The sequence below is a fragment of the Pseudomonas guariconensis genome, from assembly GCF_900102675.1.
GTDB classification, from domain to species: Bacteria; Pseudomonadota; Gammaproteobacteria; order Pseudomonadales; family Pseudomonadaceae; genus Aquipseudomonas; species Aquipseudomonas guariconensis.
On sequence record NZ_FMYX01000003.1, the window covers coordinates 348,828 to 375,152 of the forward strand.

Here is a 26,325-nt window from a genome sequence, read left to right on the forward strand (position 1 = left end):
GTCAGGCGACAGCGACAACGTCGAGGATGCGCTGGACCACCCGGTCCTGGTCGATCCCCGCCGCTTCCGCCTCGAAGGACAAGATGATGCGGTGGCGCAGCACGTCGAACAGCACTGCCTGGATGTCCTCGGGGCTGACGAAATCACGCCCGGCCAGCCAGGCGTGGGCGCGGGCGCAGCGGTCCAGGGCGATCGAGCCGCGCGGGCTGGCGCCATAGGCGATCCAGTCGGCCAACTCGGCGTCGAACTTGGCCGGTGTGCGGGTGGCCATCACCAACTGCACCAGGTATTCCTCCACGGCGTCGGCCATGTACAGGCCGAGGATTTCCTTGCGCGCGGCGAAGATCGCCTGCTGGCTGACCCGTCGCTCCGGCTTGACCTCGCCGCCGAGCGCCTCGCCGCGGGCCTGCTGGAGGATGCGTCGTTCCACGGCGGCATCCGGGAAGCCGATCTTCACATGCATCAGGAAGCGGTCGAGCTGGGCCTCGGGCAGGGGATAGGTACCTTCCTGCTCGATCGGGTTCTGGGTGGCCATGACCAAGAACAGCGGCGACAGCTCGTAGGTGCTGCGCCCGACGCTGACCTGGCGCTCGGCCATGGCTTCGAGCAACGCTGACTGCACCTTGGCCGGAGCGCGGTTGATTTCGTCCGCCAGCACTAGGTTATGGAAGATCGGCCCCTGCTGGAACACGAAGCTGCCGGTTTCCGGGCGATAGATTTCGGTGCCGGTGATGTCGGCCGGGAGCAGGTCGGGGGTGAACTGGATGCGGTGGAACTGCGCTTCGATACCTTCGGCCAGTTCCTTGATGGCCTTGGTCTTGGCCAGGCCCGGTGCGCCTTCGACCAGCATGTGGCCGTCGGCCAGCAGCACGATCAGCAGGCGTTCGACCAGCTTCTCCTGGCCAAGGATCTGGGAGGAAAGAAAGGTGCGCAGCGCGATCAGCGCCTCACGGTGTTCCATCGTCGACGGTTCCTGGAAATGGGCCTGGCGTGCTGGCACAGCGGCGTCCGGGCAGGGGGTGATACTTTAATCCATCCAGGCCCATGCCGACCAATGGCGGCGTGGATTTTTCTTGCAGGGCTGGTCCGGTGAAGCCGGGGCAGTTCAACGGGGTGGCTCGGCCCGATCGTGGGTTGGCTGCGATCGGGCCGCCAGTGCGCGTCAGTTCTTCGCGCTGGAATGCTTGCGCCCTTGGTCGAACAGGGCAAAGACCACCACCAATACGCCAGAGATCGCCAAAATCAGTGCCACACCGTCAGTGGAATGGGTGGCCGATCCGGCCACCAGGGCCAGTCCGCCCAGTGGCGCCAGGCCGCCGGCCACGGCCGTGCCGATCTCGCGGCCGGTACCAAAGCCCGAAGAGCGCGTCTGGGCTGGGAACTGTCGACTGAGGAACGAGCCCTGAGGGGCGAACATCATGGGCGCGAGGATGCCGGTACCGATCGCGATGGCGATGTAGATCAGGGTCGGCTCGCCCGTGCTCAGCAATTGCAGGAAGGGGTAGGCGAACACTGCCGACAGCACACCGCCAAGCATCAGTACGGTCTTGCTGCTCCATTTGTCGCACAGCCAGCCGAACAACGGCACGGTGAAGATCGCCACCAGGCTGGCAATGGTCACCGATAGCGAAGTGACATGGGCCTCGACGCCCTTGAATTGGGTCAGGTAGGCCAGGGAAAAGGTCTTGAAGATGTAGCTCAGTGCGTTGTAGCCGATGGCTACGAAGAACACCACCGCCAGGCCCTTGAGGTCATGTTTGAACAGCAGCTTGAGCGGCGAGACCTGGGGTTTATCCTTGGCCTGGTCGAGCTTCTTGAAATCCGGGGTCTCAGGGATGCTCTTGCGCACCCACAGGCCGATGCCGACCAGTGCGATGCTGGCGATGAACGGGATGCGCCAGCCGCCGGCGAGCAGGAATTCATTGCCGTTCATGGTCAGCAGATACACGGTCAGCGACGACAGCAGCAGGCCCAGGTTCAGGCCCAGTGCCGGCCAGGCACCCTGGCTGCCGCGCTTGCCTTCGCTGGCGTGCTCGTAGGAGGTGACCGCCGCGCCGGACAATTCGGCGCCCGCGCCCAGACCTTGGATGATGCGGATCACCACCAGGATGATCGGGGCCCAGATGCCGATGCTGGCGTAACTGGGGATCAGGCCGATCAGGGCCGTGCAAACGCCCATCATGCAGAAGGTGATCACCAGCACCTGTTTGCGCCCGAAGCGGTCGCCCAGGTAGCCGAACAGTACGCCGCCGAAGGGGCGGGCGATGAAGCCGATGGCGAAGGTGGAGAACGCCAGCAGCGAGGCCACGGCCGGGTTGCTGGCATCGAAGAAGATCTTCGAGAAGACGATCGCTGCCATGGTGGCGTACAGGTAGAAGTCATACCACTCCAGCATCGAGCCGAAGATGGTCGCTGCTGCCACCTTGCGCAGGCGTTTGCGCTGCTGGTTCGGGGTTTCGGTCGCGGCCAGGGCCGCCTCGTGTACCGACATCTGAGGTTTCCTTATTGTCTTTGTAGTGGGCTATGCAGGGGTTTCAGCGGGCCTTGAGGATCTTCGCGGCGATCATCTGGCCAATAGGGATGGCGGAGGTGGCTGCAGGCGAGGGTGCGTTGCAGACATGCACCATGCGTGGGGTCTCGGCGAACAGGAAGTCGTGCACCAGGGTGCCGTCGCGCATGACCGCCTGGGCGCGGATGCCGGCCTCATACGGCAGCAGGTCTTCTACCTCCAGCTGCGGGCAGTACTTGCGGCACTGCTCCAGGTAGCCTCGCTTGAACAGCGAGTTCTTCATTTCAGTGGTGCCCGAGCCCAGGTTATTCCAGATCGTTTTCCAGAAGCCCGGGAAGCGCGCGTACTCGGCCACATCGCGCCAGTTCACCGAGAACTTGCGGTAGTTCTCCCGGCCCAAGCCCAGCACCGCGTTGGGGCCGACGGTGACGCTGCCGTCGATCATGCGTGTCAGGTGCACGCCAAGGAACGGCAGGTCCGGGTCAGGGATCGGGTAGATCAGGTGGTTGACGATCTGGTTCTTGCTCGCTGGCAGGCGGTAATACTCACCGCGGAAGGGGATGATCTGGTGGTCGATCTTCACTCCGGCCAGGCGCGCCAGGCGGTCGGACTGCAAGCCGGCGCAGGCGACCAGCTGGCGGGCGCGCCAGCTTTGGCTGTCGCTGCTCACCTCGACGTAGTCGCCCTGTTCATGGATCGCCCGCACGGTGGTGGCCAGACGAACGTGACCGCCGGCCTTCTGGATGACCCGGGCCATGGCGTCGCACACCTGCTTGTAGTCGACGATGCCGGTGGCATCGAGAAACAGCGCACCCTTGCCGACGATGTTCGGCTCGCGGCGCTTGAGTTCGGCGGCGTCCAGGCGCTCGACCTTCAGCCTGTTCTGCTGCGAGCGCTCGTACAGCGCGTGCATGCGCTGCATTTCCAGATCGTTCGAGGCCACCAGCAGTTTGCCGCAGACCTCGAAAGCGATGCCGTGCTCGGTGCAGAAGTCCTTGGTGGCCTGGGCGCCGCGTTTGCACAGGTCAGCCTTGAGACTGCCTGGTGCGTAGTAGATGCCTGCATGGATCACGCCGCTGTTGTGGCCGGTCTGGTGAAGACCGAGGCTGGTTTCCTTCTCGAGGATCAGCAACGAGGCGCCGGGGCGCTGTTCGAGCAGGGCCATGGCGGTGGCGAGGCCGACGATGCCGCCGCCGATGATGCAGTAGTCGTAAGTCATGCAGGGGATACCTTGGTGTTCTTGTCGGTGAATCTGCTTATCAGGTTGTCAGACTAAGTAGGGCGTATGAAAGGTCGCCAGGCCGTATGCGAAGGCTCCGAAATCAGTCGAGGTCGGGAAGGTCGATCTTCAGGCGTCTGGCCGATGCCCGTAGGTGGGCTTCAGCGCAGGCGGCAGCCGCCTGGCGGTCACCGTCGGCAATGGCTTGGTACAGCGCCTGGTGTTCACGGTTGGCATCGGCTGCACCGCCTTGGGGAAGAGCCGCGGAGTTCTCCCAGGCGTTGCGGCGCGCGGTGGCTAGCTGGCCACCCAGAAAATCATGGAAGGCCACGAAATAATCGTTCTTGCTGGCTTCGGCAATGGCCCGGTGGAAGGCCACGTCGGCGGCAGAGGCTGTGGCCAGGTCGCTGCGCCCGTCGAGCATCGTCTGCAGAGCCTGGGCCATGCGGGCGAGGTCCGCGTCGTCGCGGCGGCGGGCCGCAACGGCGGCAGCTTGGGTTTCGATCCACAGACGCATCTCGAACATCTGCACGAGATCTGGCTTGCGCCCGTTGCTCCCGGGGAAGCGGAAAACCGTGCCGCAGGGCGTTTGCGAGATATAGGAGCCGAGCCCGCGCCGGGCGATGAGCACGCCGTCCGCCTTCAGTTGCGCCACTGCCTCGCGCACCACCGAACGGCTGACATTGAGCTGTTCGGCCAGTTGCTGTTCGGTGGGCAGGCGCGATTCGGCGGCCAGGCGGCCGGAATCGATTTCTGCGCGGATGGCGCTGACGACCCGTTCGACCAAGGTGTCCGGGCGCTGAAGCTCTAGCATGGGTATGCCGCCTATTGATCAGGTTGTCAGACAATGCCTGGGGTGAGGATCGCCTGTCAACGATTTCAAGGGGTTATGAGAGCGGGCCCTTGAGAAAGCAAGCCTGCCGCTACCGCGTTCAGAGCTCGCTGACGTAGGTCCCGGTGCCGTCGAGAATGTTGCGCAAAGTCAGCTCGACCTCCTCGAGGTCCGTGCCCGGTGAGGTCAGTAGGATCTCCAGCTGCTCCGAGCCCTTGAGCGCATCTCGGTCGCCGGCGGCCACCTCGATCAGCAGGCGGTCGGCGCTCAGCGTGACCTTCAGCCCGTCTAGCGTCGAAGGCTCGTCGTCCAGGGTCAGGTCCACGGTGTCTTCGTCGGGGTAACGGGTGAGCAGGAACATCTGCCCCTTGTCGCTGTGGCAGCACAAGGTCGCCATGTTGTCTTCCTCTTCGTCGCAGGGTGTGGCGAAGAGCAGGGCGGTTTTCAGTTGCATGGGCAGGCTCAGGTCAAAGAAATGAGCGGGAATTCTGACAGCCTTGGGCATGGACATAAACGTAAAGTTACCGCCCCTTGACCGAAATTGTCGCAGCGCTGCAAGCCGTGGTGACCGCTCAGTCGTTAAGCTGCCCAGTCGATGGACACCCGTAAAGCCACAGCCCTGAGGGGCAGTCGTCTTTGCAGGTGCCCATCCATGGAACGGATGGACGTGCAGATCGCGTCCAAACGCCTGGTTTTCACCGCCCTGTCGTCACGGTTTGACTATCGTTGACCGTGAACGGCGGACGCACGCGACGCTTCACCTAATAACAAAGCCCAAGCGGAGTACCACAGATGGCGTTCTTCACCGCAGCCAGCAAAGCCGACTTCCAGCATCAACTGCAAGCGGCCCTGGCGCAGCACATCAGCGAGCAGGCACTGCCACAAGTGGCGCTGTTCGCCGAACAGTTCTTCGGCATCATCTCTCTGGACGAACTCACCCAGCGCAGGCTTTCGGACCTGGCCGGTTGCACCCTCTCTGCCTGGCGCATCATCGAGCGCTTCGACCCCCAACACCCGCAGGTGCGGGTCTATAACCCCGATTACGAACGCCACGGCTGGCAATCGACCCACACCGTGGTCGAGGTGCTGCACCATGACCTGCCGTTCCTGGTCGACTCGGTGCGTACCGAACTCAACCGTCGCGGCTACAGCATCCACACCCTGCAGACCACCGTGCTCAGCGTGCGCCGCGGCGCCAAGGGCGAGCTGCTGGAGTTGCTGCCCAAGGGCACCCAGGGCGAGGGCGTGCGCCATGAATCGCTGATGTACCTGGAGATCGACCGCTGCTCCAGCGCTGCCGAGCTGACCACCCTGACGAAGGAAATCGAGCAGGTGCTGGCCGAGGTGCGGGTGGCTGTCGCCGACTTCGAGCCGATGAAGGCCAAGGTCCGCGACCTGGTGGAGTTGGTAGAGCAGACCGCATTCGGTCCGGCACAACATGACAAGGCCGAGGTGAAGAGCTTCCTGTCGTGGCTGCTGGACAACCATTTCACTTTCCTCGGTTACGAAGAGTTCGTGGTCGAGTCCGACGCCGATGGCGGCCACCTGGTCTATGACGAAGGTTCGTTCCTCGGCCTGACCCGCCTGCTGCGCGCAGGGCTGGGCGCCGATGACCTGCGCATAGAGGACTACGCCGTCGCCTACCTGCGCGCGCCTGAGCTGCTGTCGTTCGCCAAGGCCTCGCAGCCGAGCCGTGTGCACCGCCCGGCGTATCCGGACTACGTGTCGATCCGTCAGATCGACGCCGACGGCAAGGTCGTCAAGGAGTGCCGCTTCATGGGTCTGTACACCTCGTCGGTGTACGGCGAGAGCGTGCGTACCATTCCGTACATCCGTGGCAAGGTCGCTGAAGTCGAGCGCCGCTCGCACTTCGACGCCAAGGCCCACCTGGGCAAGGAGCTGGCCCAGGTGCTCGAGGTGCTGCCTCGTGACGATCTGTTCCAGACGCCAGTGGACGAGCTGTTCACCACGGTCATGTCGATCGTGCAGATCCAGGAGCGCAACAAGATCCGCGTGTTCCTGCGCAAGGACCCGTACGGCCGCTTCTGCTACTGCCTGGCCTATGTGCCGCGTGAAATCTACTCCACCGAGGTGCGCCAGAAGATTCAGCAGGTGCTGATGGAGCGCCTGAAGGCCAGCGACTGCGAGTTCTGGACGTTCTTCTCCGAGTCGGTGCTGGCGCGTGTTCAGCTCATCCTGCGCGTCGATCCGAAGAACCGCATCGACCTGGACCCCCAGCAGCTGGAAAACGAAGTCATCCAGGCCTGCCGTTCCTGGCAGGACGACTACTCCGCCCTGGTGGTGGAGAATTTCGGCGAGGCCCAAGGCACCAACATCCTGGCCGACTTCCCCAAAGGCTTCCCGGCCGGCTACCGCGAGCGCTTCGCTGCCCACTCGGCGGTCGTCGACATGCAGCATGTATTGGCGCTGTCCGAGAGCAAGCCGCTGGCGATGAGCTTCTACCAGCCACTGACCCGTCTGGGCGACCGCCTGCTGCACTGCAAGCTCTACCACGCCGACACCCCGCTGGCGCTGTCGGATGTGCTGCCGATCCTGGAAAACCTGGGCCTGCGCGTGCTCGGCGAGTTCCCGTACCGCCTGCGCCATGCCAGTGGTCGCGAATACTGGATCCACGACTTCGCCTTCACCTACAGCGAAGGCCTGGACCTGGACATCCAACAGCTCAACGACATCCTGCAGGATGCCTTCATCCACATCGTCAAGGGCGACGCCGAGAACGACGCCTTCAACCGCCTGGTACTGACCGCCGGCCTGCCATGGCGTGACGTGGCGCTGCTGCGCGCCTACGCACGCTACCTCAAGCAGATCCGCCTGGGCTTCGACCTGGGTTATATCGCCAGTACCCTGAACAACCACACCGACATCGCCCGCGAGCTGACCCGGTTGTTCAAGACCCGCTTCTACCTGGCACGCAAGCTCACCGTCGAGGACCTGGACGACAAGCAGCAGCGCTTGGAGCAGGCCATTCTCACTGCGCTGGACGAGGTCCAGGTACTCAACGAAGACCGCATCCTGCGTCGCTACCTGGACCTGATCAAGGCCACCCTGCGCACCAACTTCTACCAGCCGGACGCCAACGGGCAGAACAAGTCGTACTTCAGCTTCAAGTTCAACCCCAAGCTGATCCCCGAGCTGCCCAAGCCGGTGCCGAAGTTCGAGATCTTCGTCTACTCGCCGCGGGTCGAGGGTGTGCACCTGCGCTTTGGCAACGTTGCCCGCGGTGGCCTGCGCTGGTCGGACCGTGAGGAAGACTTCCGTACCGAAGTGCTCGGCCTGGTCAAGGCCCAGCAGGTGAAGAACTCGGTGATCGTGCCGGTGGGAGCCAAAGGTGGTTTCCTGCCGCGCCGTCTGCCGTTGGGCGGTAGCCGCGACGAGATCCAGGCCGAGGGCATTGCCTGCTACCGGATCTTCATCTCGGGCTTGCTCGACATTACCGACAACCTCAAGGACGGCGGCGTGGTACCTCCGGCCAACGTGGTGCGTCACGATGACGACGACCCCTATCTGGTAGTGGCCGCGGACAAAGGCACCGCGACCTTCTCCGACATCGCCAACGGCATCGCCAACGACTACGGCTTCTGGCTGGGCGACGCCTTCGCCTCCGGTGGTTCGGCTGGCTACGACCATAAAGGCATGGGCATCACCGCTCGCGGCGCCTGGGTCGGCGTGCAGCGCCACTTCCGCGAACGCGGCATCAATGTGCAGGAAGACCCGATCACCGTGGTAGGTATCGGCGACATGGCCGGCGACGTGTTCGGCAACGGCCTGCTGATGTCGGACAAGCTCAAGCTGGTGGCGGCATTCAACCACCTGCACATCTTCATCGACCCGAATCCTGACCCAGCCACCAGCTTCGTCGAGCGCAAGCGCCTGTTCGAGCTGCCGCGTTCGGCCTGGAGCGACTACGACACCAGCATCATGTCCGAAGGCGGCGGGATCTTCCCGCGTAGCGCCAAGAGCATCGCCATCAGCCCGCAGATGAAGGAACGCTTCGCCATCGAAGCCGACCGCCTGACGCCGACCGAACTGCTGCACGCACTGCTGCAGGCCCCTGTGGATCTGCTGTGGAACGGTGGTATCGGCACCTACGTCAAGGCCAGCAGCGAAAGCCATGCCGATGTCGGCGACAAGGCCAACGACGCATTGCGGGTCAACGGCAATGAACTGCGCTGCAAGGTGGTGGGCGAGGGCGGCAACCTGGGCATGACCCAGCTTGGCCGGGTCGAGTTCGGCCTCAACGGCGGCGCGACCAACACCGACTTCATCGACAACGCCGGTGGCGTGGACTGCTCCGACCACGAGGTCAACATCAAGATCCTGCTCAACGAAGTGGTGCAGGGTGGCGACATGACCGAGAAGCAGCGTAACCAACTGCTCGGTAGCATGACCGACGAAGTCGCCTCGCTGGTGCTGGGCAACAACTACAAGCAGACCCAGGCCCTGTCCCTGGCGGCCCGCCGTGCCTTGGAGCGGATCGCCGAGTACAAGCGCCTGATGGCTGATCTGGAGTCGCGTGGCAAACTGGACCGGGCTATCGAGTTCCTGCCGTCCGAGGAGCAACTGGCCGAGCGTTTGGCCGCAGGCCAGGGCCTGACCCGCGCCGAGCTGTCGGTGCTGATTTCCTACAGCAAGATTGACCTCAAGGAGCAACTGCTCAAGTCGTTGGTGCCCGATGACGACTACCTGACCCGCGACATGGAGAACGCGTTCCCGCCGTCGTTGGTCAGCAAGTTCGCTGACGCCATGCGCCGTCATCGCCTCAAGCGAGAAATCGTCAGCAACCAGATCGCCAACGACCTGGTCAACAACATGGGCATCACGTTCGTCCAGCGTCTGAAGGAATCCACCGGCATGAGCCCGGCCAACGTCGCCGGTGCCTATGTGATCGTTCGGGACATTTTCCACCTGCCGCACTGGTTCCGTCAGATCGAGGCGCTGGATTACCAAGTCCCGGCCGAGATCCAGCTGACCCTGATGGATGAGCTGATGCGCCTGGGGCGTCGCGCGACCCGTTGGTTCCTGCGCAGCCGCCGCAACGAGCAGGATGCCGGTCGCGATGTCGCGCACTTCGGGCCGAAGATCGCCCAATTGGGCCTGAAGCTCGATGAGCTGCTCGAAGGCCCGACCCGCGATCGCTGGCAGCAACGCTACCAGGGCTTCGTCGAAGCCGGGGTGCCGGAGTTGCTCGCGCGCATGGTCGCAGGCACCACCCACCTGTACACCCTGTTGCCGATCATCGAGGCCTCGGATGTCACCGGTCACGATCCGGCCCAGGTGGCCAAGGCGTTCTTCGCCGTGGGCAGCTCGCTGGACCTGACCTGGTATCTGCAGGAGATCAGCAACCTGCCGGTGGAGAACAACTGGCAGGCCCTGGCCCGCGAGGCGTTCCGCGACGACATCGACCTGCAACAGCGAGCGATCACCATTTCTGTGTTGCAGATGGCCGATGCACCGGAAGACATGGACGCCCGTGTCGCACTGTGGTGTGAACAGCACCGGGTGATGACGGAGCGCTGGCGCGCCATGCTCGATGACCTGCGCAACGCCACGGGCACCGACTACGCGATGTATGCGGTGGCCAACCGTGAGCTGGTCGACTTGGCCATGAGCGGGCAGGCGGCGGTGATACCGTCCTGAGCGTAAGCTGAAAACAAAAAGCCCCGGCAGCGATGCCGGGGCTTTTTTCATTGGGGCTGTCGAGATTCGTGACGGCGGCGGGCACGTCTGCGGGAACGGATAGGCCCGCGAAACAAACGGCGCGGATGTTACTTGAAACGCCGCTCTACACCCTTCTCAACCAGAATCTTCGCCGAGATTTCCTCCACCGAGAAATGCGTGGAGTTGATGTGCGGGATGTTCTCCCGGCGAAACAGGCTCTCCACCTCGCGCACCTCGAACTCGCACTGGGCGAAGCTCGAATAGCGGCTATTGGGCTTGCGCTCGTGGCGGATGGCGGTGAGGCGGTCGGGGTCGATGGTCAGGCCAAACAACTTGTGATGGTACTTTTTCAGTACCGCCGGCAATTGCAGGCGTTCCATGTCGTCTTCGGTCAGTGGGTAGTTGGCCGCACGGATGCCGAATTGCATGGCCATGTACAAACACGTCGGCGTCTTGCCACATCGCGACACGCCCACGAGGATCAGGTCGGCTTTGTCGTAATAATGGGTGCGCGCGCCATCGTCGTTATCCAAGGCGAAGTTGACTGCCTCGATGCGCTCCATGTAGTTGGAGTTGCCGCCAATCGAGTGGGACTTGCCCACGGAATACGACGAATGGGCGGTCAATTCCTGCTCGAGCGGGGATAAAAACGTCGAAAAGATGTCGATCATGAAGCCGTTCGACGTTGCCAGGATTTCCCGAATGTCCTGGTTGACGATGGTGTCGAAAATGATCGGCCGCATGCCGTCCCGTTCGGCGGCAGCATTGATTTGCTGCACCATGCTCCGGGCTTTGTCCGGGGTGTCGATGTAGGGGCGAGTGAATTTATTGAAAGGAATGCTTTCGAATTGTGCCAGCAGGCTTTGGCCCAGTGTTTCTGCAGTGATACCGGTACCGTCGGAGATGAAGAACGCGGATCGTTTCATTTGCACCCTGGGCCTTAAGCTGCCGAAGTTTTCTGGAGTATGATAGGTTCGGTTTGCCGAACGTGACTGTTCGGCATTCTCACTTATTTTCCAGGTCCAGGCCACAAGCGTCCGGCCAAGTCAGTGTGACAGGCGGCCGCCCTTGAGCTTTTCCAATACAGTTAGTGGAGAGATCACCTTGGTAGAGTACGTAGTTTCCCTCGATAAGCTCGGCGTCCATGATGTAGAGCATGTGGGGGGCAAGAACGCATCCCTGGGCGAGATGATCAGTAACCTCGCAGGTGCCGGCGTATCGGTGCCGGGCGGCTTTGCCACTACGGCTCAGGCGTACCGCGATTTTCTCGAGCAGAGTGGCCTGAACGACCGTATCCACGCAGCCCTGGACGCGTTGGACGTCGATGATGTCAACGCCCTGGCCAAGACCGGCGCGCAGATCCGCCAATGGGTAATGGAAGCCGAGTTCCCGGCGCGTCTGGATGCCGAAATCCGCACCGCCTTCGCCGAAATGTCCCAAGGCAACGACAACATGGCCGTGGCCGTGCGCTCCTCGGCCACCGCTGAAGACCTGCCGGACGCCTCCTTCGCCGGACAGCAGGAAACCTTCTTGAACATCCGTGGCGTGGACAACGTGATCCGCGCCGCCAAGGAGGTGTTCGCCTCCCTGTTCAACGACCGCGCCATCGCCTATCGCGTGCACCAGGGCTTCGACCACAAACTGGTCGCCCTGTCCGCCGGCGTGCAGCGCATGGTCCGTTCGGAAACCGGCACCGCCGGTGTGATGTTCACCCTCGACACCGAGTCGGGCTTCCGTGACGTGGTGTTCATCACCGGCGCCTACGGCCTGGGCGAAACCGTCGTACAGGGTGCGGTCAACCCTGACGAGTTCTACGTCCACAAGCAAACCCTGCAGGCCGGCCGCCCGGCCATCCTGCGCCGCAACCTGGGCAGCAAGGCCATCAAGATGATCTACGGCGACGAGGCCAAGGCCGGTCGTTCGGTCAAGACCGTCGATGTCGACCGTGCCGACCGCGCGCGCTTCTGCCTGACCGACGCCGAGGTCAGCGAGCTGGCCAAGCAGGCCATGATCATCGAGCAGCACTACCAGCGCCCGATGGACATCGAGTGGGCCAAGGACGGTGACGACGGCAAGCTGTACATCGTCCAGGCACGTCCCGAGACCGTGAAGAGCCGTTCCAGCGCCAATGTCATGGAGCGCTACCTGCTCAAGGAGAAGGGCACTGTCCTGGTGGAAGGTCGCGCCATCGGCCAGCGCATCGGCGCCGGCAAGGTTCGCGTGATCCACGACGTCTCCGAGATGGACAAGGTCCAGCCGGGCGACGTGCTGGTCTCGGACATGACCGACCCGGACTGGGAACCTGTCATGAAGCGCGCCAGCGCCATCGTCACCAACCGCGGCGGGCGCACCTGCCACGCGGCGATCATTGCCCGTGAACTGGGCATCCCGGCGGTCGTCGGTTGTGGCAATGCCACTCAAGTGCTCAAGGACGGCCAGGGCGTGACCGTCTCCTGCGCCGAAGGCGACACCGGCTTCATCTTCGAAGGTGAGCTGGGCTTCGACGTCAAGCAGAACTCGGTCGACGCCATGCCTGAGCTGCCGTTCAAGATCATGATGAACGTCGGCAACCCGGACCGCGCCTTCGACTTCGCCCAACTGCCGAACGCAGGCGTGGGCCTGGCGCGCCTGGAGTTCATCATCAACCGCATGATCGGCGTGCACCCCAAGGCGCTGCTCAACTACGCAGGCCTGCCGGCCGACCTCAAGGAAAGCGTCGACAAGCGCGTGGCCGGTTACTCCGACCCGGTCGGCTTCTATGTCGAGAAGCTGGTCGAGGGTATCAGCACCTTGGCCGCGGCGTTCTATCCGAAGAAGGTCATCGTGCGCCTTTCGGACTTCAAGTCCAACGAATACGCCAACCTGATCGGCGGCAAGCTGTACGAACCGGAAGAAGAGAACCCAATGCTGGGCTTCCGTGGCGCCTCGCGTTACATCAGCGAGTCGTTCCGTGACTGCTTCGAGCTCGAGTGCCGCGCCCTCAAGCGTGTGCGCGACGAAATGGGCCTGACCAACGTCGAGATCATGGTGCCATTCGTGCGCACCCTGGGCGAGGCGAGCCAGGTGGTCGATCTGCTGGCCGAAAACGGCCTGGGCCGTGGCGTCAATGGTCTGCGTGTGATCATGATGTGCGAACTGCCGTCCAACGCCTTGCTGGCCGATGAGTTCCTCGAGTACTTCGACGGCTTCTCCATCGGTTCCAACGACCTGACCCAGCTGACCCTGGGCCTGGACCGTGACTCCGGCATCATTGCCCACCTGTTCGACGAGCGTAACCCGGCAGTGAAGAAGCTGCTGGCCAACGCCATCGCCGCGTGCAACAAGGCCGGCAAGTACATCGGTATCTGTGGCCAGGGCCCTTCGGATCACCCAGACCTGGCCAAGTGGCTGATGGAGCAGGGCATCGAGAGCGTATCGCTGAACCCAGACTCGGTGCTCGAGACCTGGTTCTTCCTGGCCGAGGATCAGGGCGCGGCATGATGCAATGAACGCGGAAGCGCTTCACGGCGCTCCTGCCTGGTTTCTTCCAGGGCGAGTTCCAGCGATGGATCCCGCCCTTTTTTGTGCAATCGACCTATGCAAAGCAGCAGTACCCTGTTTCCCGTGGCCTTGCTCAGCGCCGAGCGCCGGGGTGATCTGAGCGAGGATGTGTACCGGATCAAGGCCGGCAACAGCCCCGACCCCAGCGTCGAGTTGGCCGTTACACGCCTGGGGCTGGCCGACCAGGCCGTAGCCCAAGGCGTGCCGGTGATTCTCCTGCACGGCAGCTTCTCCAATCGCCGCTTCTGGTATTCGCCCAAGGGCGTCGGCCTAGGCGCCTTTCTGGCGCGCGCCGGGTTCGATGTGTGGATTCCGGAAATGCGCGGCCATGGACTTTCTCCCCGCAACCGCCACTGGCGTCACAACCGGGTGGCCGACTATGCCCGCTTCGACTTGCCGGTGATCGGCGCATTCATCCAGGAGCAGGCCGGCCAGGCGCCGCACTGGATCGGCCACTCCCTGGGTGGCACCATCCTCGCCGCAGCCCTGGGCGGCGCATATTTGGAAGCCGAGCAGGTGGCCAGCGCGGCGTTCTTCGGTACCCAGGTCAGTCGGGTCTATTGGCCGTTGAAGGTTCCGCCTGTGGCCTGGAGCGCGCGTTTGCTGCTCAAGCGCCTAGGTCAGCTGTCCGGGTCGCGGCTCAAACGTGGGCCGGAGGACGAGCCGATCGGTCTGGCCTTGGAGACCCTGGGCTGGCACGGCCTGTTCGGGCGTTTCGGCGACAAGCAGGACGACTGGTGGGCGGGGCTGGCGACCGTGAACGTGCCGGTGCTGGCAGTGGCCGGTGCGGCAGATTACCAGGACCCGGTCTGGGCCTGCCGCAAGTTGTTCGAGCAGTTGGGTGGCCAGCGCAAGCAGTTTTTACGGCTTGGCGCTGAAGAAGGCTTCGACGCATTCGGGCATGTGGACATGTTGGTTAGCAAGGCGGCCCAGGTGCAGGTATGGCCACTGGTGGAGCGCTGGCTGAGGGCCCCTGAATCACCGTTGCCGGGGGCTACGGTGGCCGCCGAATCCGCCGAAGAGCAGTAGCGGCTGACTGAGTAGTCTCGGATGACTGCAAGGCCCTCCCCGGTGTAGCCTTGCTCAAATCCCGCTTTCGTTGTGACTGACAGGAGTTTGCCATGCAGCATTACGTAACGCCCGACTTGTGCGACGCCTACCCGGACCTGGTCCAGGTCCTGGAGCCCATGTTCAGCAACTTCGGTGGCCGCGATTCCTTTGGTGGCCAGATCGTCACGATCAAATGCTTCGAGGACAACTCGCTGGTCAAGGAGCAGGTCGAGCTCGATGGCAAGGGTAAGGTCCTGGTGGTGGACGGCGGTGGTTCGCTGCGCCGCGCGCTTCTGGGTGACATGCTGGCCGAAAAGGCGGCCAAGAACGGCTGGGAAGGCCTGGTGATCTATGGCTGTGTGCGTGACGTGGACGTGCTGGTGCAGACCGACGTCGGTGTCCAGGCCCTGGCCAGTCACCCGATGAAGACCGACAAGCGCGGTATTGGCGATCTCAACGTGGCCGTGACCTTCGCTGGGGTGACCTTCCGTCCGGGCGAATATGTGTATGCCGACAACAATGGCGTGATCGTCTCGCCAAGCCCGTTGAAAATGCCGGAGTGATGCGCCGCGCGCGCTGATGGAGCAGGAATGTTCGAGGAAGACAACGCGCAGTGGGGGCTGGTCCATGCCCTGGTGCTCGATGGTAAAGGCGGTGCGCGCTCAATTGCCCGGACAGCGCTGGATGCGCTCCAGTTGCAACCAGAGGAAAGCCTTTGGTTGCACTGGGATCGCAGCCATCCCCAGACGCGTACCTGGTTGCTCCAGGAGAGCGGCCTGAGCACCTTCGCCTGCGACTTGCTGCTGGAAGAGAACACGCGTCCGCGTCTGTTGCCCTTGGCCAACGAGCAGATGCTTTTGTTTTTGCGGGGCGTGAATCTCAATCCCGGCGCCGAGCCCGAAGACATGGTCTCGGTGCGGATCTTCGCCGAGGCCCGGCGAGTGATTTCGTTGCGCCTGCGACCACTGCGCGCCAGTGATGAAGTGCTTCAGCAATTGGACGAGGGCAGGGGGCCGAAGTCGGCCTCCGAGCTGTTGCTGCTGATGGGGGAGCTGCTTACCGAGAAGGTCCAGGCGTTGGTTAGCGACCTGTCGGAAGTGGTCGATCTCGAAGAAGAGAAGGTGGAAACCGATGAACGGTATTCGCCGGTGCAAGGCAGCCTGCAACAGATCCGCCGTCGTGCTGCTGGGCTACGGCGTTTTCTCGCCCCACAGCGGGAACTCTATGCGCAACTTTCGCGCAACAAGTGGAGCTGGTTCGGCGAAGGGGATGCCGACTACTGGAACGAGCTGAACAACAGCCTGATCCGCTATCTCGAAGAGCTCGAGCTGACCCGCGAGCGGGCCGCTCTGGTGCTGGAAAGCGAGGATCGACGGCGCAGTGAGCGGATGAACCGGACCATGTACCGCTTCGGCATCATCACCTGCATTTTCCTGCCGATGAGCTTCGTCACCGGCCTGCTGGGCATCAATGTCGGGGGCATTCCGGGCGCCGAGAGCCCGTATGGCTTCCTGTTCGCCTGCGCCGTGGTGCTGGGGTTGGCGGCGGGGCAATGGTGGCTGTTCCGACGGTTACGCTGGGTATGATGGGCTGTCCGGCCGGGGGATGCATGAGGCATTTTGAAACATCCGTCCCATATTCATGTGTGACCCGTAGTCCCGAGCCCTCGTCTTTGACAGACATTGCGCGAGGTGCCTATGCACGATCCGTTTGAAGAATCCTTGCGCGACCTGCTCAAGGCATCGCCGTCCGGCCAGGACCGAGACGATGCCGCATGCCTGGGTCGCGTCCTCAAGACCGCCAACCGCCAGGTCGGCGCGGGCGATCTGTTCAGCTTGCTGGGGCGCTGGAGCCAGGCGCTGATGATCGCTGTGAACAATGGCTCGGCGCATGTCGCGCCGGTGCGTCGCAACCCTGCCGCTGGCAGAAAAGCAGATAAGGCCGATTGAATATGGAACTCGATCTCTGGACCCAGAGCCTGGTCACCGCCATGACCGCCCTTTGGACCAAGGTGGCGAACTTCATCCCGAACCTGTTCGGCGCCCTGGTCGTGGTGTTGCTCGGCTTCGTGGTAGCCAAGCTGCTCGATACGTTGTTGTCCAAACTGCTGGCCAAGTTCGGCCTGGACCGCCTGATGAGCGGTACCGGTCTGACCAAGATGCTCAGCAGGGTGGGCATCCAGGTCCCGATTTCTACCTTGATCGGCAAGATCGTCTATTGGTTCGTGTTGCTGATTTTCCTGGTTTCGGCCGCCGAGTCCTTGGGCCTTGAGCGTGTCTCGGCCACCTTGGACATGCTCGCCCTTTACCTGCCCAAGGTATTTGGCGCAGCTCTAGTGCTGCTGGCTGGCGTGCTGTTGGCGCAGTTGGCCAATGGCTTGGTACGTGGCGCTGCCGAAGGCGTCGGTCTGGAGTATGCCGCAGGCGTCGGGCGTATCGCCCAAGGCCTGGTGATTATCATCAGCATCTCGGTTGCGATCAGCCAGTTGGAGGTCAAGACCGATCTGCTCAACCATGTCATCGTCATCGGCCTGATTACCGTTGGTCTGGCCGTTGCGTTGGCGATGGGGCTGGGCAGCCGGGAAATTGCCGGGCAAATACTGGCAGGCATCTACGTGCGCGAACTCTATCAAGTGGGCCAGCAGGTGCGGATTGGAGAGGTTGAAGGGCATATCGAGGAGATCGGTACGGTCAAGACGACCCTGCTGACCGATGATGGCGAATTGGTGTCGCTTTCGAATCGAGAATTGCTCGAACAGCGAGTCAATAGCCGCTAACCGCACAAAAGCTGTTAATGTATGCCGCCGCGAAAACGGCCCAAGGGGGCCGCGCGGCGACATTGACCTGACTGTCGGCCAGATCCGTTTTGAATAAAGTTCACTCGCCGCCCATGCGCTATGACCCCCGTGAGCTCACCGATGAGGAGTTGGTGGCGCGTTCGCATGAGGAGCTGTATCACGTAACGCGCGCCTATGAAGAACTCATGCGGCGCTATCAGCGGACCCTTTTCAACGTCTGCGCGCGTTATCTGGGGAACGACCGGGATGCCGACGATGTCTGCCAGGAAGTGATGCTCAAGGTGCTCTACGGTCTGAAAAACTTCGAGGGTAAGTCCAAGTTCAAGACCTGGCTCTACAGCATCACCTACAACGAATGCATTACCCAGTACCGCAAGGAGCGTCGCAAGCGACGGTTGATGGATGCCTTGAGTCTGGACCCTGTTGAAGAGGCGTCCGAAGAGAAGGCACCCAAGGCCGAAGAGAAGGGCGGACTGGACAGATGGCTGGTGCATGTGAACCCGATCGACCGTGAAATCCTAGTGCTTCGATTTGTCGCAGAGCTGGAATTTCAGGAGATCGCCGACATCATGCACATGGGCCTGAGCGCCACGAAAATGCGCTACAAGCGTGCGCTCGACAAGCTTAGAGAGAAATTTACGGGGCTGGCTGAAACTTAGCACCGCGTAAATATCTCTAACCAACCGGCAAGTTCTGCTAGACTTGCCGTCGAGTTGTCCCCCGGATGTTGGTGGGACTGCTTAACTATCACCAGATGGGGATTTAACGGATGAAATTGAAAAACACCTTGGGCTTGGCCATTGGTTCGCTTGTAGCCGCCACTTCGTTTGGCGCTCTGGCACAAGGTCAAGGCGCCGTCGAGACCGAACTCTTCTACAAGAAAGAGTTCTTCGACAGCCAGCGCGACTTCAAGAACGACGGCAACCTGTTCGGTGGCTCGATCGGTTACTTCCTGACCGACGACGTCGAACTGCGTCTGGGCTATGACGAAGTTCACAACGCTCGTGGCGAAGACGGTAAGAACATCAAGGGCTCCAACACTGCCCTGGACGCCGTTTACCACTTCAACAACCCGTACGACGCCATCCGTCCGTACGTTTCGGCTGGTTTCTCGCACCAGAGCCTGGGCCAGACCGGCCGTGGTGGTCGTAACCACTCCACCTTCGCCAACGTTGGCGCTGGCGCCAAGTGGTACATCACTGACATGTTCTACGCCCGTGCTGGCGTTGAAGCTCAGTACAACATCGACCAGGGCGACACCGAGTGGGCTCCTAGCGTCGGTATCGGCATGAACTTCGGCGGTAGCCCGAAGCAAGCTGAAGCTGCTCCGGCTCCTGTTGCTGAAGTCTGCTCCGACAGCGACAACGACGGCGTTTGCGACAACGTCGACAAGTGCCCTGACACCCCGGCCAACGTTACCGTTGACGCCGACGGCTGCCCGGCTGTTGCCGAAGTCGTACGTGTTGAGCTGGACGTCAAGTTCGACTTCGACAAGTCGGTCGTCAAGCCAAACAGCTACGGTGACATCAAGAACCTGGCTGACTTCATGAAGCAGTACCCACAGACCACCACCACCGTTGAAGGTCACACCGACTCCGTTGGTCCAGACGCTTACAACCAGAAGCTGTCCGAGCGTCGCGCCAATGCTGTCAAGCAGGTCCTGACCCAGCAGTACGGTGTTGAATCCAGCCGTATCGACTCGGTTGGCTACGGTGAGACCCGTCCGGTTGCTGATAACGCCACCGAAGAAGGCCGCGCCATCAACCGTCGCGTTGAAGCTCAGGTCGAAGCCCAGGCCAAGTAATTTGGTTTGATGCTTCATGAAAAACCCGGCCTCGGCCGGGTTTTTCTTTTTTCGGGGGACGCCCGGTGAGGGTCCCAGGAGAATTGCTGCACGCCTGTTTTCCAGGGATTCTCGTCCGCTTAGGGCACGCGACGTGGAACTGACAAGCAACCCATGAGCCTAGAGCCCTGTCGTCCGAGCCGCGCGGTGGCTATAATCGCCCCCTCACTCACCGCGAGTCTTGCCCGCCCATGTATACCCTGGCCCGCCAGCTGTTGTTCAAGCTTTCCCCGGAAACCTCCCACGACCTCTCCCTAGACCTGATCGGCGCCGGTGGCCGCCTCGGTCTCAATGGCCTGCTGTGCAAGCAGCCGGCGGCGCTGCCGGTGACAGTCATGGGCTTGAACTTTGCCAATCCGGTGGGCCTTGCCGCAGGTCTGGACAAGAACGGCGCCGCCATCGACGGCTTCGCCCAGCTCGGTTTCGGCTTTGTCGAAATCGGTACCGTGACGCCACGCCCGCAGCCTGGCAACCCCAAGCCGAGACTGTTCCGGCTGCCAGAGGCCACTGCGATCATCAATCGCATGGGCTTCAACAACCTGGGTGTCGATCATTTGCTGACGCGGGTACGTGCGTCGCGCTTCGACGGCGTGCTGGGCATCAATATTGGCAAGAACTTCGATACCCCGGTCGAGCGCGCGGTGGATGACTATCTGATCTGCCTGGAAAAGGTCTATACAGCCGCCAGCTATATCACCGTCAACGTCAGTTCGCCCAATACCCCAGGTCTGCGTACCCTGCAGTTCGGCGACTCGCTCAAGCAACTGCTCCAGGCGCTGGCCGTGCGCCGCGAACAACTGGCCAGTGAGCATGGCAAGCGTGTGCCGCTGGCGATCAAGATCGCCCCGGACATGACTGATGAAGAAACCGCCATGGTGGCCTCTGCGTTGCTCGAGACAGGCATGGACGCAGTGATCGCGACCAATACCACCCTGAGCCGCGAAGGTGTCCAGGGCCTGCCGTACGGTGAAGAGGCGGGCGGGCTGTCCGGCGCGCCAGTGCTCGAAAAAAGCACCCACACCGTGAAAGTTCTGGCAGGCGAGCTGGCCGGTAAGTTGCCGATCATCGCCGCAGGCGGTATCACCGAGGGGCGTCATGCAGCCGAGAAGATCGCTGCCGGCGCGAGCCTGGTGCAGATTTACTCGGGCTTCATTTATAAAGGGCCGGCGCTGATCCGTGAGGCAGTGGACGCGATTGCTGCCATGCCTCGGCCGTAAAAAGGCAGGCATAAAAAAGGGCCCCTTGAAGGGGCCCCTGGGCCTCAGCCCGCCGCCCGGATAGGGCGCGCATGGTGACTCGAATTCAGTGTCCTCGTCTCAGCCAACGGCGTGATTTTCGTTGAGTCTCTGGATGCCTGCGGTGCCGGTCATACCATCCCAGTTATCGCCCCGGCCCTCCCGCCAGCCATTGATCCAGGCTTGACGAACGGATGGCAGATTGAAGGGGCAAAGTTCGCGGGATTTGCCGGTAACCCCGTATTGGTAGCCACGTGAATATGCTCTTTCCAACGGATCACGCTTAAGTCTTCTCATAGGGTGTTGCCCTCACTTGTTGACTGTAATGTCCCGTCGGCCTCTCCGAGGCCGGGCAGAATCGTTCTGCCGGTGTGCGCTCGCTGCCGGCGTGGCGAGCAGAAAGTGTTGCCTCGTTGCGAGACAACCTGAGACCAGTTCTAACCAAAGCGGGTCACAGTGTGAATGATCGATTTGTCATAAGGACGTAACGTTTCATAGGGTCAAAGGATAAGTAAATAATTGCGACTCAACGTGATTTGTCCTTAAGCCCGCTATGATCAGGGTTTAATGCCCTTTGCAGTCATCTGGCCAGCGTCGTGGTCGGGTGTGCAGTAATAATTTGAAATGCGACGAAGGGTCACATGCGTGGCCGCGTTGCTGGAAATTTTCATACTGCCTGACGATCTAATCCACTTTCGCAGGGTGCGAAGGGGCTTGTCGTTCAGGTGGCCCGGCTTTCCCGGACTGCGGGCAAGGCCACCCGGACGCCTGCTGGAAGGGCGTGCGGGCAAACATCGGCGGGACGATGCGTCGGCCCGTCACTCAATCAGCCCAAGGCTCTGGATTGCTCATGTCGGACCGTTTCGAACTTTATCTCACTTGCCCCAAAGGTCTTGAAGGCCTGCTCGCCGAGGAGGCCCGTAGCCTGGGCCTGGACGATGTGCGGGAGCACACCTCTGCCATCCGTGGCTCGGCCGACATGGAAACCGCTTACCGCCTGTGCCTGTGGTCGCGTCTGGCCAACCGCGTGTTGTTGGTGCTCAAGCGCTTCGGCATGAAAAACGCCGATGAGCTCTACGACGGCGTGCATGGGGTCGAGTGGCAAGATCACTTGGCTGCTGACGGCACCTTGGCCGTGGAATTCAGTGGTCATGGCTCCGGAATCGACAACACCCATTTCGGTGCCCTTAAGGTCAAGGACGCGATCGTCGACAAGCTACGCAACCGCGAAGGACAGCGCCCGTCCGTGGACAAGATTGATCCTGACGTGCGTGTGCATCTGCGCCTGGATCGTGGCGAGGCGATCCTCTCCCTGGACTTGTCCGGACACAGCCTGCATCAACGCGGTTACCGTCTGCAGCAAGGTGCTGCGCCCTTGAAGGAGAACCTGGCGGCGGCGGTGCTGATCCGAGCCGGCTGGCCACGCATCGCCGCCGAAGGCGGCGCGTTGGCCGACCCGATGTGCGGTGTGGGCACGTTCCTGGTAGAAGCCGCGATGATCGCCGCGGATATCGCGCCCAACCTCAAGCGTGAGCGGTGGGGCTTCACGGCCTGGCTTGGCCATGTGCCGGCGTTGTGGCGCAAAGTTCACGAGCAAGCCCAGGCCCGCGCCCAGGCGGGTCTGGCCAAGCCTGCGCTGTGGATCCGCGGCTATGAGGCCGATCCGCGGCTGATTCAGCCGGGGCGTAACAACGTCGAGCGCGCAGGTCTGGGCGACTGGGTGAAGATCTATCAGGGCGAAGTCGGCAGTTTCGAACCGCGTCCGGACCAGAACCAGAAAGGCCTGGTCATCAGCAACCCACCCTACGGTGAGCGTCTGGGTGACGAAGCCAGCCTGCTGTACCTCTACCAAAACCTTGGGGAGCGTTTGCGTCAAGCCTGCCTGGGCTGGGAGGCGGCAGTGTTCACTGGCGCCCCCGAGCTGGGCAAGCGCATGGGTATTCGCAGCCACAAGCAGTACGCCTTCTGGAACGGCGCCTTGCCGTGCAAGCTGCTGCTATTCAAGGTTCAGCCCGACCAGTTCGTTACCGGCGAGCGTCGCCCGGCCGAGCCGGATGCAGGCGCTGCGCAGCGTCCGGCAGCCGTGGCCAGTGAACCGGCGCGCCTGTCCGAAGGCGCGCAAATGTTCGCCAATCGCCTGCAGAAGAACCTCAAGCAGTTGGGCAAGTGGGCCCGTCGCGAGCAGGTCGATTGCTACCGCTTGTATGACGCCGACATGCCCGAATATGCCCTGGCGGTGGACCTTTACCAAGACTGGGTGCACGTGCAGGAGTATGCCGCGCCACGCTCTGTCGATCCGGACAAGGCTCAAGCGCGTCTGCTCGATGCCTTGGCCGCCATCCCGCAGGCCCTGGGTATCGACCCACAGCGTGTGGTGCTCAAGCGCCGGGAGCGCCAGAGTGGGACGCGTCAGTACGAGCGCCAAGGTGCCGAAGGCCGCTTCCAGGAGGTGAACGAAGGGGGTGTAAAGCTGCTGGTGAACCTCACGGACTATCTGGACACCGGCTTGTTCCTCGACCATCGTCCGATTCGTCTGCGCATCCAGCGCGAGGCGTCGGGCAAGCGCTTCCTCAATCTGTTCTGCTATACCGCGACGGCCACGGTGCACGCCGCCAAGGGCGGGGCCCGCAGCACCACCAGTGTCGATTTGTCCAAGACCTATCTGGACTGGGCGCGTCGCAACCTGGCGCTCAACGGTTTTTCGGACCGCCATCGCCTGGAGCAGGGCGACGTGATGGCCTGGCTGGAAGGCAACCGGGACAGCTACGACCTGATCTTCATCGACCCGCCGACCTTCTCCAATTCCAAGCGCATGGAAGGGGTGTTCGATGTGCAGCGCGATCATGTGCAGTTGCTGGACTTGGCCATGGCACGCCTGGCGCCAGGCGGGGTGCTGTACTTCTCCAACAACTTCCGCAAATTCCAGCTCGATCCGAGTCTGGTCGAGCGATATGCCGTCGAGGAGATCAGTCATCAGACCCTGGATCCTGATTTCGCGCGCAACAATCGAATCCACCGGGCGTGGCGCATTCAGGCGCGATAAGCGGCGTGTATGAGGTTGCGTGGCTAGTGGCCAATAGCTATAACTGACGCGAAGGGCCCGACAATTCGCAGGACGCTGACGTGATGAGATTGCTTTATGTCGAAGTGTGGCGTTCGTGCGAAGGTGCTCGGCATGTTCCGCGAAGCGCTGCCCGCCTGGGGGGTGGCGTTGGTGGTCCTGGTCGCTGGCGGTCTGTTGACGGCGGCCTTGGCCATTGCCACGCAGAGCTTCTACACGCAGCAACTGCGTCAGCGCTTCGAGCTGTTGGCTAACGAGCGGTACAGTCGCATCGCCGAACGTTTCGACGACCAGGAGCAGCGCTTGGATGGCCTGCGACGGTTTTTCAGTTATTCCAACGAAATCACCCCGCAGGAGTTTGACGGTTACGCGCGGCCACTGTTGTACCGGACCCAGGCGTATTCCTGGGCGCCCCGGGTCGATGCTGGACAACGCGCCGATTTCGAGCGACGTGCCAGTGCCTGGCTTGGGCAGGCGTATCAGATCCGTGATCAGGACGCACAGGGTATCTGGCATCCTGCGCCCACGCGTGACTATTACTATCCGGTGCTCTATACCCAGGCGGCGTCCCTGCAAGGGCAGCCCTACGGCCTGGACTTGCGTGGACAGCCCCTTCGCGAGGCCGCCCTTGTTCGGGCTACGTCACCCGGCAGCATGGCGGTCTCTGCGCCGCTGGACATGATCAATGTCGAGCCTACCTATGCCCGTGGGGTGCTGGTCGTGGCGCCGGTGTTCGCTGATGGTGATCCCGGTGGGTTGCCTTCTGGCTATGTCATGGCGTTGCTGAGCATGCAGCGCTTGGTCGCCGAAGGGCTGCCGCCTGCCGCGGATGACAACCTGGTGGTGCGCATTATCGATACCTCCGGAGCCAAAGGGCCGGAGGTGCTGTTCGACTCACGCAACACCGTCGCCCAGGTGCCATTGGCCAGCACCCACCTTTTGCATCTGGCCGATCACCATTATCAGCTCGATATCCGTCCCAGCCGGGCTTTTCTCCAAGCCAACCGCTCCTCCGCGGTGGTGGTGGTCAGTTTGCTGGGTGGTTTGCTCAGCGTCTTGCTCAGTGCCTTGCTCTACAGCCTGTTCAGCCAGCGTCAGCGTGCCCTGGCACTGGTCGATCAGCGCACTGGCGAATTGCGGGTCAGCGAGCAGTCCTTGCGCGATACCCACAATCAGCTGCGCAGCGTATTGGACGCCGCGACACAGGTCGCCATCATCGCCACCAGCCTCAAGGGCCTGGTCAGTACCTTCAATGCCGGTGCCGAGCGCATGCTGGGCTATTCGGCAAGCGAAGCCATTGGTCAGTTGCGGCTGGAGGATCTGGTCCCCCCTGAGGAACTCAGCCAGCGCGCCCACGCCCTGAGCGTGCGCTATGGACGCGAGATCGGCGGTGGCCAGGCGATGTTTGCCGAGACCGTGCAGGAAAAAGGGACCGAGGCAGGGGAGTGGACCTTGGTGCGCAAGGATGGCAGCCGCCTGCTGGCCAACATGCTGGTCACTGCGGTACTGGACGAGCAGGGGTTGTGGGTTGGCTACCTGGCCATCTGCATCGACGTCACCGAACGGCGGCGCGTCCATGAAGCGCTGGCGGCCCGTGATCGGTTGTTGGAGAAGCTCAGCGCCGAAGTGCCCGGTGGGATCTACCAGTACCGCCTGGATACCGACGGACACTCTTGTTTCCCCTATGCCAGCCAAGGCCTGCACGATATCTATGAAGTCGATCTGAAGACGCTGCGTGAGGATGCATCGGCGGTGTTCGAACGCATCCACCCCGATGACCTGGAGCGCGTCCGTCGCTCGGTCCGTTATTCGGCCTTGCACCTGACACCCTGGCGTGAGGAGTACCGCGTGATACTGCCTCAGGCGGGCCTGCGCTGGGTGCGCGGGGAAGCTACCCCCGAAATCGGTGAAGGAGGATGCACCTTGTGGCATGGCTACCAGACGGACATCTCCGACCTCAAGCGGGTGGAGGAAGAGCTTCGGGCGCTTTCGGTCACCGATGCCTTGACCGGCATCCATAACCGGCGACATTTCCAGGAACGATTGCAGAACGAGCTGGAGCGTGCACAGCGTGACGGATTGGAGCTGGCGGTGATCATGCTGGATATCGATCATTTCAAGCGGATCAATGACCAGTACGGCCATGCGGTGGGCGATCATGTGTTGCGCAGCCTTTGCCAGCGGATCGGCAGTCGCCTGCGGCGTACCGATGTGTTTTGCCGTTTGGGGGGCGAGGAGTTCATGGTGCTTTGCCCGGGTAGCAATGCCGAGCAGGCACGATCATTGGCATTGGAGCTGTGGCAGGGGGTTCGCAGTGTTCCGGTCGATGGAGTGGGCCGGGTGACGGCGAGCTTTGGAGTGGCGGGTTGGCGACCGGGGGAGGGAGCTGATGCGTTGCTGTTGCGGGCTGACGCCGGGGTTTATGCGGCCAAGCAGGCGGGGCGGGATCGGGTTGAGGCGGAGTTGCGCTGAGGGTGGGATTGCCTGTAGGCGCGGCGGTTCGGCGCTCTGATTTACCCGCGAATTGGCCGGAACAAACAACACATTAATTAGCTTGTTT

General features: G+C 62.3%; 19 protein-coding genes. 12 read left to right on the plus strand and 7 right to left on the minus strand.

Features of this window, described 5'->3' with window-relative positions; genetic code table 11:
• Position 1: 1 nt before the first annotated feature.
• The 5 genes from BLS27_RS07005 to BLS27_RS07025 all read right to left on the minus strand — a co-directional run bounded on the left by BLS27_RS07005 (position 2) and on the right by BLS27_RS07025 (position 5,014).
• Entirely contained in the window at positions 2-961 is a 960-nt protein-coding gene (locus BLS27_RS07005; protein WP_043206762.1) for an AAA family ATPase, read from the minus strand.
• Between the two features lie 201 nt (positions 962-1,162).
• Positions 1,163-2,491: an MFS transporter gene (locus BLS27_RS07010; protein ID WP_090343846.1), complete on the minus strand. Its 1,329-nt coding sequence runs from the start codon at positions 2,489-2,491 to the stop codon at positions 1,163-1,165.
• A gap of 43 nt (positions 2,492-2,534) precedes the next feature.
• Positions 2,535-3,728: an L-2-hydroxyglutarate oxidase gene (lhgO, locus tag BLS27_RS07015; RefSeq protein WP_090343848.1), complete on the minus strand. Its 1,194-nt coding sequence runs from the start codon at positions 3,726-3,728 to the stop codon at positions 2,535-2,537.
• A 103-nt stretch (positions 3,729-3,831) separates the two neighbouring features.
• The gene (locus tag BLS27_RS07020; RefSeq protein ID WP_043206755.1) at positions 3,832-4,542 is read right to left on the minus strand and encodes a FadR/GntR family transcriptional regulator; all 711 of its coding nucleotides are present in this window, start codon (positions 4,540-4,542) and stop codon (positions 3,832-3,834) included.
• A 118-nt stretch (positions 4,543-4,660) separates the two neighbouring features.
• Positions 4,661-5,014, minus strand: a complete 354-nt coding sequence (locus BLS27_RS07025) for a hypothetical protein (protein WP_043206753.1) — start codon at positions 5,012-5,014, stop codon at positions 4,661-4,663.
• A 338-nt stretch (positions 5,015-5,352) separates the two neighbouring features.
• On the opposite strand from BLS27_RS07025, the gene BLS27_RS07030 reads away from it, so the two are divergent.
• Complete coding sequence (locus BLS27_RS07030; protein WP_070573361.1) at positions 5,353-10,218, plus strand: NAD-glutamate dehydrogenase; 4,866 nt, start codon at positions 5,353-5,355, stop codon at positions 10,216-10,218.
• A gap of 128 nt (positions 10,219-10,346) precedes the next feature.
• Here BLS27_RS07030 and ppsR read toward each other — a convergent pair whose 3' ends face one another.
• Complete coding sequence (ppsR, locus tag BLS27_RS07035; protein WP_043206750.1) at positions 10,347-11,165, minus strand: posphoenolpyruvate synthetase regulatory kinase/phosphorylase PpsR; 819 nt, start codon at positions 11,163-11,165, stop codon at positions 10,347-10,349.
• 178 nt (positions 11,166-11,343) lie between these two features.
• Here ppsR and ppsA point away from each other — a divergent pair, with 178 nt between their 5' ends.
• From ppsA to BLS27_RS07085, 9 genes are all read left to right on the plus strand, one after another.
• Positions 11,344-13,719 (plus strand): phosphoenolpyruvate synthase, encoded by a 2,376-nt coding sequence (gene ppsA / locus BLS27_RS07045; RefSeq protein ID WP_070573363.1) that lies wholly within the window; start codon positions 11,344-11,346, stop codon positions 13,717-13,719.
• Positions 13,720-13,815: 96 nt separating this feature from the next.
• Positions 13,816-14,808 (plus strand): alpha/beta fold hydrolase, encoded by a 993-nt coding sequence (locus BLS27_RS07050; protein WP_090343850.1) that lies wholly within the window; start codon positions 13,816-13,818, stop codon positions 14,806-14,808.
• 92 nt (positions 14,809-14,900) lie between these two features.
• A complete protein-coding gene (rraA, locus tag BLS27_RS07055) occupies positions 14,901-15,392 on the plus strand; it encodes a ribonuclease E activity regulator RraA (RefSeq protein ID WP_043206744.1) in 492 nt (163 codons plus the stop codon).
• 27 nt (positions 15,393-15,419) lie between these two features.
• Complete coding sequence (locus BLS27_RS07060; protein WP_043206743.1) at positions 15,420-16,415, plus strand: zinc transporter ZntB; 996 nt, start codon at positions 15,420-15,422, stop codon at positions 16,413-16,415.
• A gap of 111 nt (positions 16,416-16,526) precedes the next feature.
• The gene (locus tag BLS27_RS07065) at positions 16,527-16,778 is read left to right on the plus strand and encodes a hypothetical protein (RefSeq protein WP_043206741.1); all 252 of its coding nucleotides are present in this window, start codon (positions 16,527-16,529) and stop codon (positions 16,776-16,778) included.
• Between the two features lie 2 nt (positions 16,779-16,780).
• On the plus strand, positions 16,781-17,605 hold the full coding sequence (locus tag BLS27_RS07070) for a mechanosensitive ion channel family protein (RefSeq protein WP_043206740.1): 825 nt from the start codon (positions 16,781-16,783) through the stop codon (positions 17,603-17,605).
• Between the two features lie 113 nt (positions 17,606-17,718).
• The gene (gene sigX, locus BLS27_RS07075; protein WP_043206738.1) at positions 17,719-18,285 is read left to right on the plus strand and encodes an RNA polymerase sigma factor SigX; all 567 of its coding nucleotides are present in this window, start codon (positions 17,719-17,721) and stop codon (positions 18,283-18,285) included.
• Between the two features lie 110 nt (positions 18,286-18,395).
• Complete coding sequence (locus BLS27_RS07080; RefSeq protein WP_043206737.1) at positions 18,396-19,430, plus strand: OmpA family protein; 1,035 nt, start codon at positions 18,396-18,398, stop codon at positions 19,428-19,430.
• Positions 19,431-19,660: 230 nt separating this feature from the next.
• On the plus strand, positions 19,661-20,686 hold the full coding sequence (locus BLS27_RS07085) for a quinone-dependent dihydroorotate dehydrogenase (RefSeq protein ID WP_043206735.1): 1,026 nt from the start codon (positions 19,661-19,663) through the stop codon (positions 20,684-20,686).
• Positions 20,687-20,785: 99 nt separating this feature from the next.
• On the opposite strand, the gene rmf is transcribed toward BLS27_RS07085, so the two are convergent.
• Positions 20,786-21,001 carry a ribosome modulation factor gene (gene rmf, locus BLS27_RS07090; protein ID WP_080642046.1) on the minus strand — a complete coding sequence of 72 codons (216 nt, stop codon included), beginning with the start codon at positions 20,999-21,001 and terminating at the stop codon, positions 20,786-20,788.
• A gap of 553 nt (positions 21,002-21,554) precedes the next feature.
• Here rmf and rlmKL point away from each other — a divergent pair.
• Positions 21,555-23,747 carry a bifunctional 23S rRNA (guanine(2069)-N(7))-methyltransferase RlmK/23S rRNA (guanine(2445)-N(2))-methyltransferase RlmL gene (gene rlmKL / locus BLS27_RS07095; protein ID WP_090343852.1) on the plus strand — a complete coding sequence of 731 codons (2,193 nt, stop codon included), beginning with the start codon at positions 21,555-21,557 and terminating at the stop codon, positions 23,745-23,747.
• Positions 23,748-23,843: 96 nt separating this feature from the next.
• A complete protein-coding gene (locus BLS27_RS07100) occupies positions 23,844-26,237 on the plus strand; it encodes a sensor domain-containing diguanylate cyclase (RefSeq protein ID WP_090343854.1) in 2,394 nt (797 codons plus the stop codon).
• The last annotated feature ends 88 nt before the right edge of the window (positions 26,238-26,325 follow it).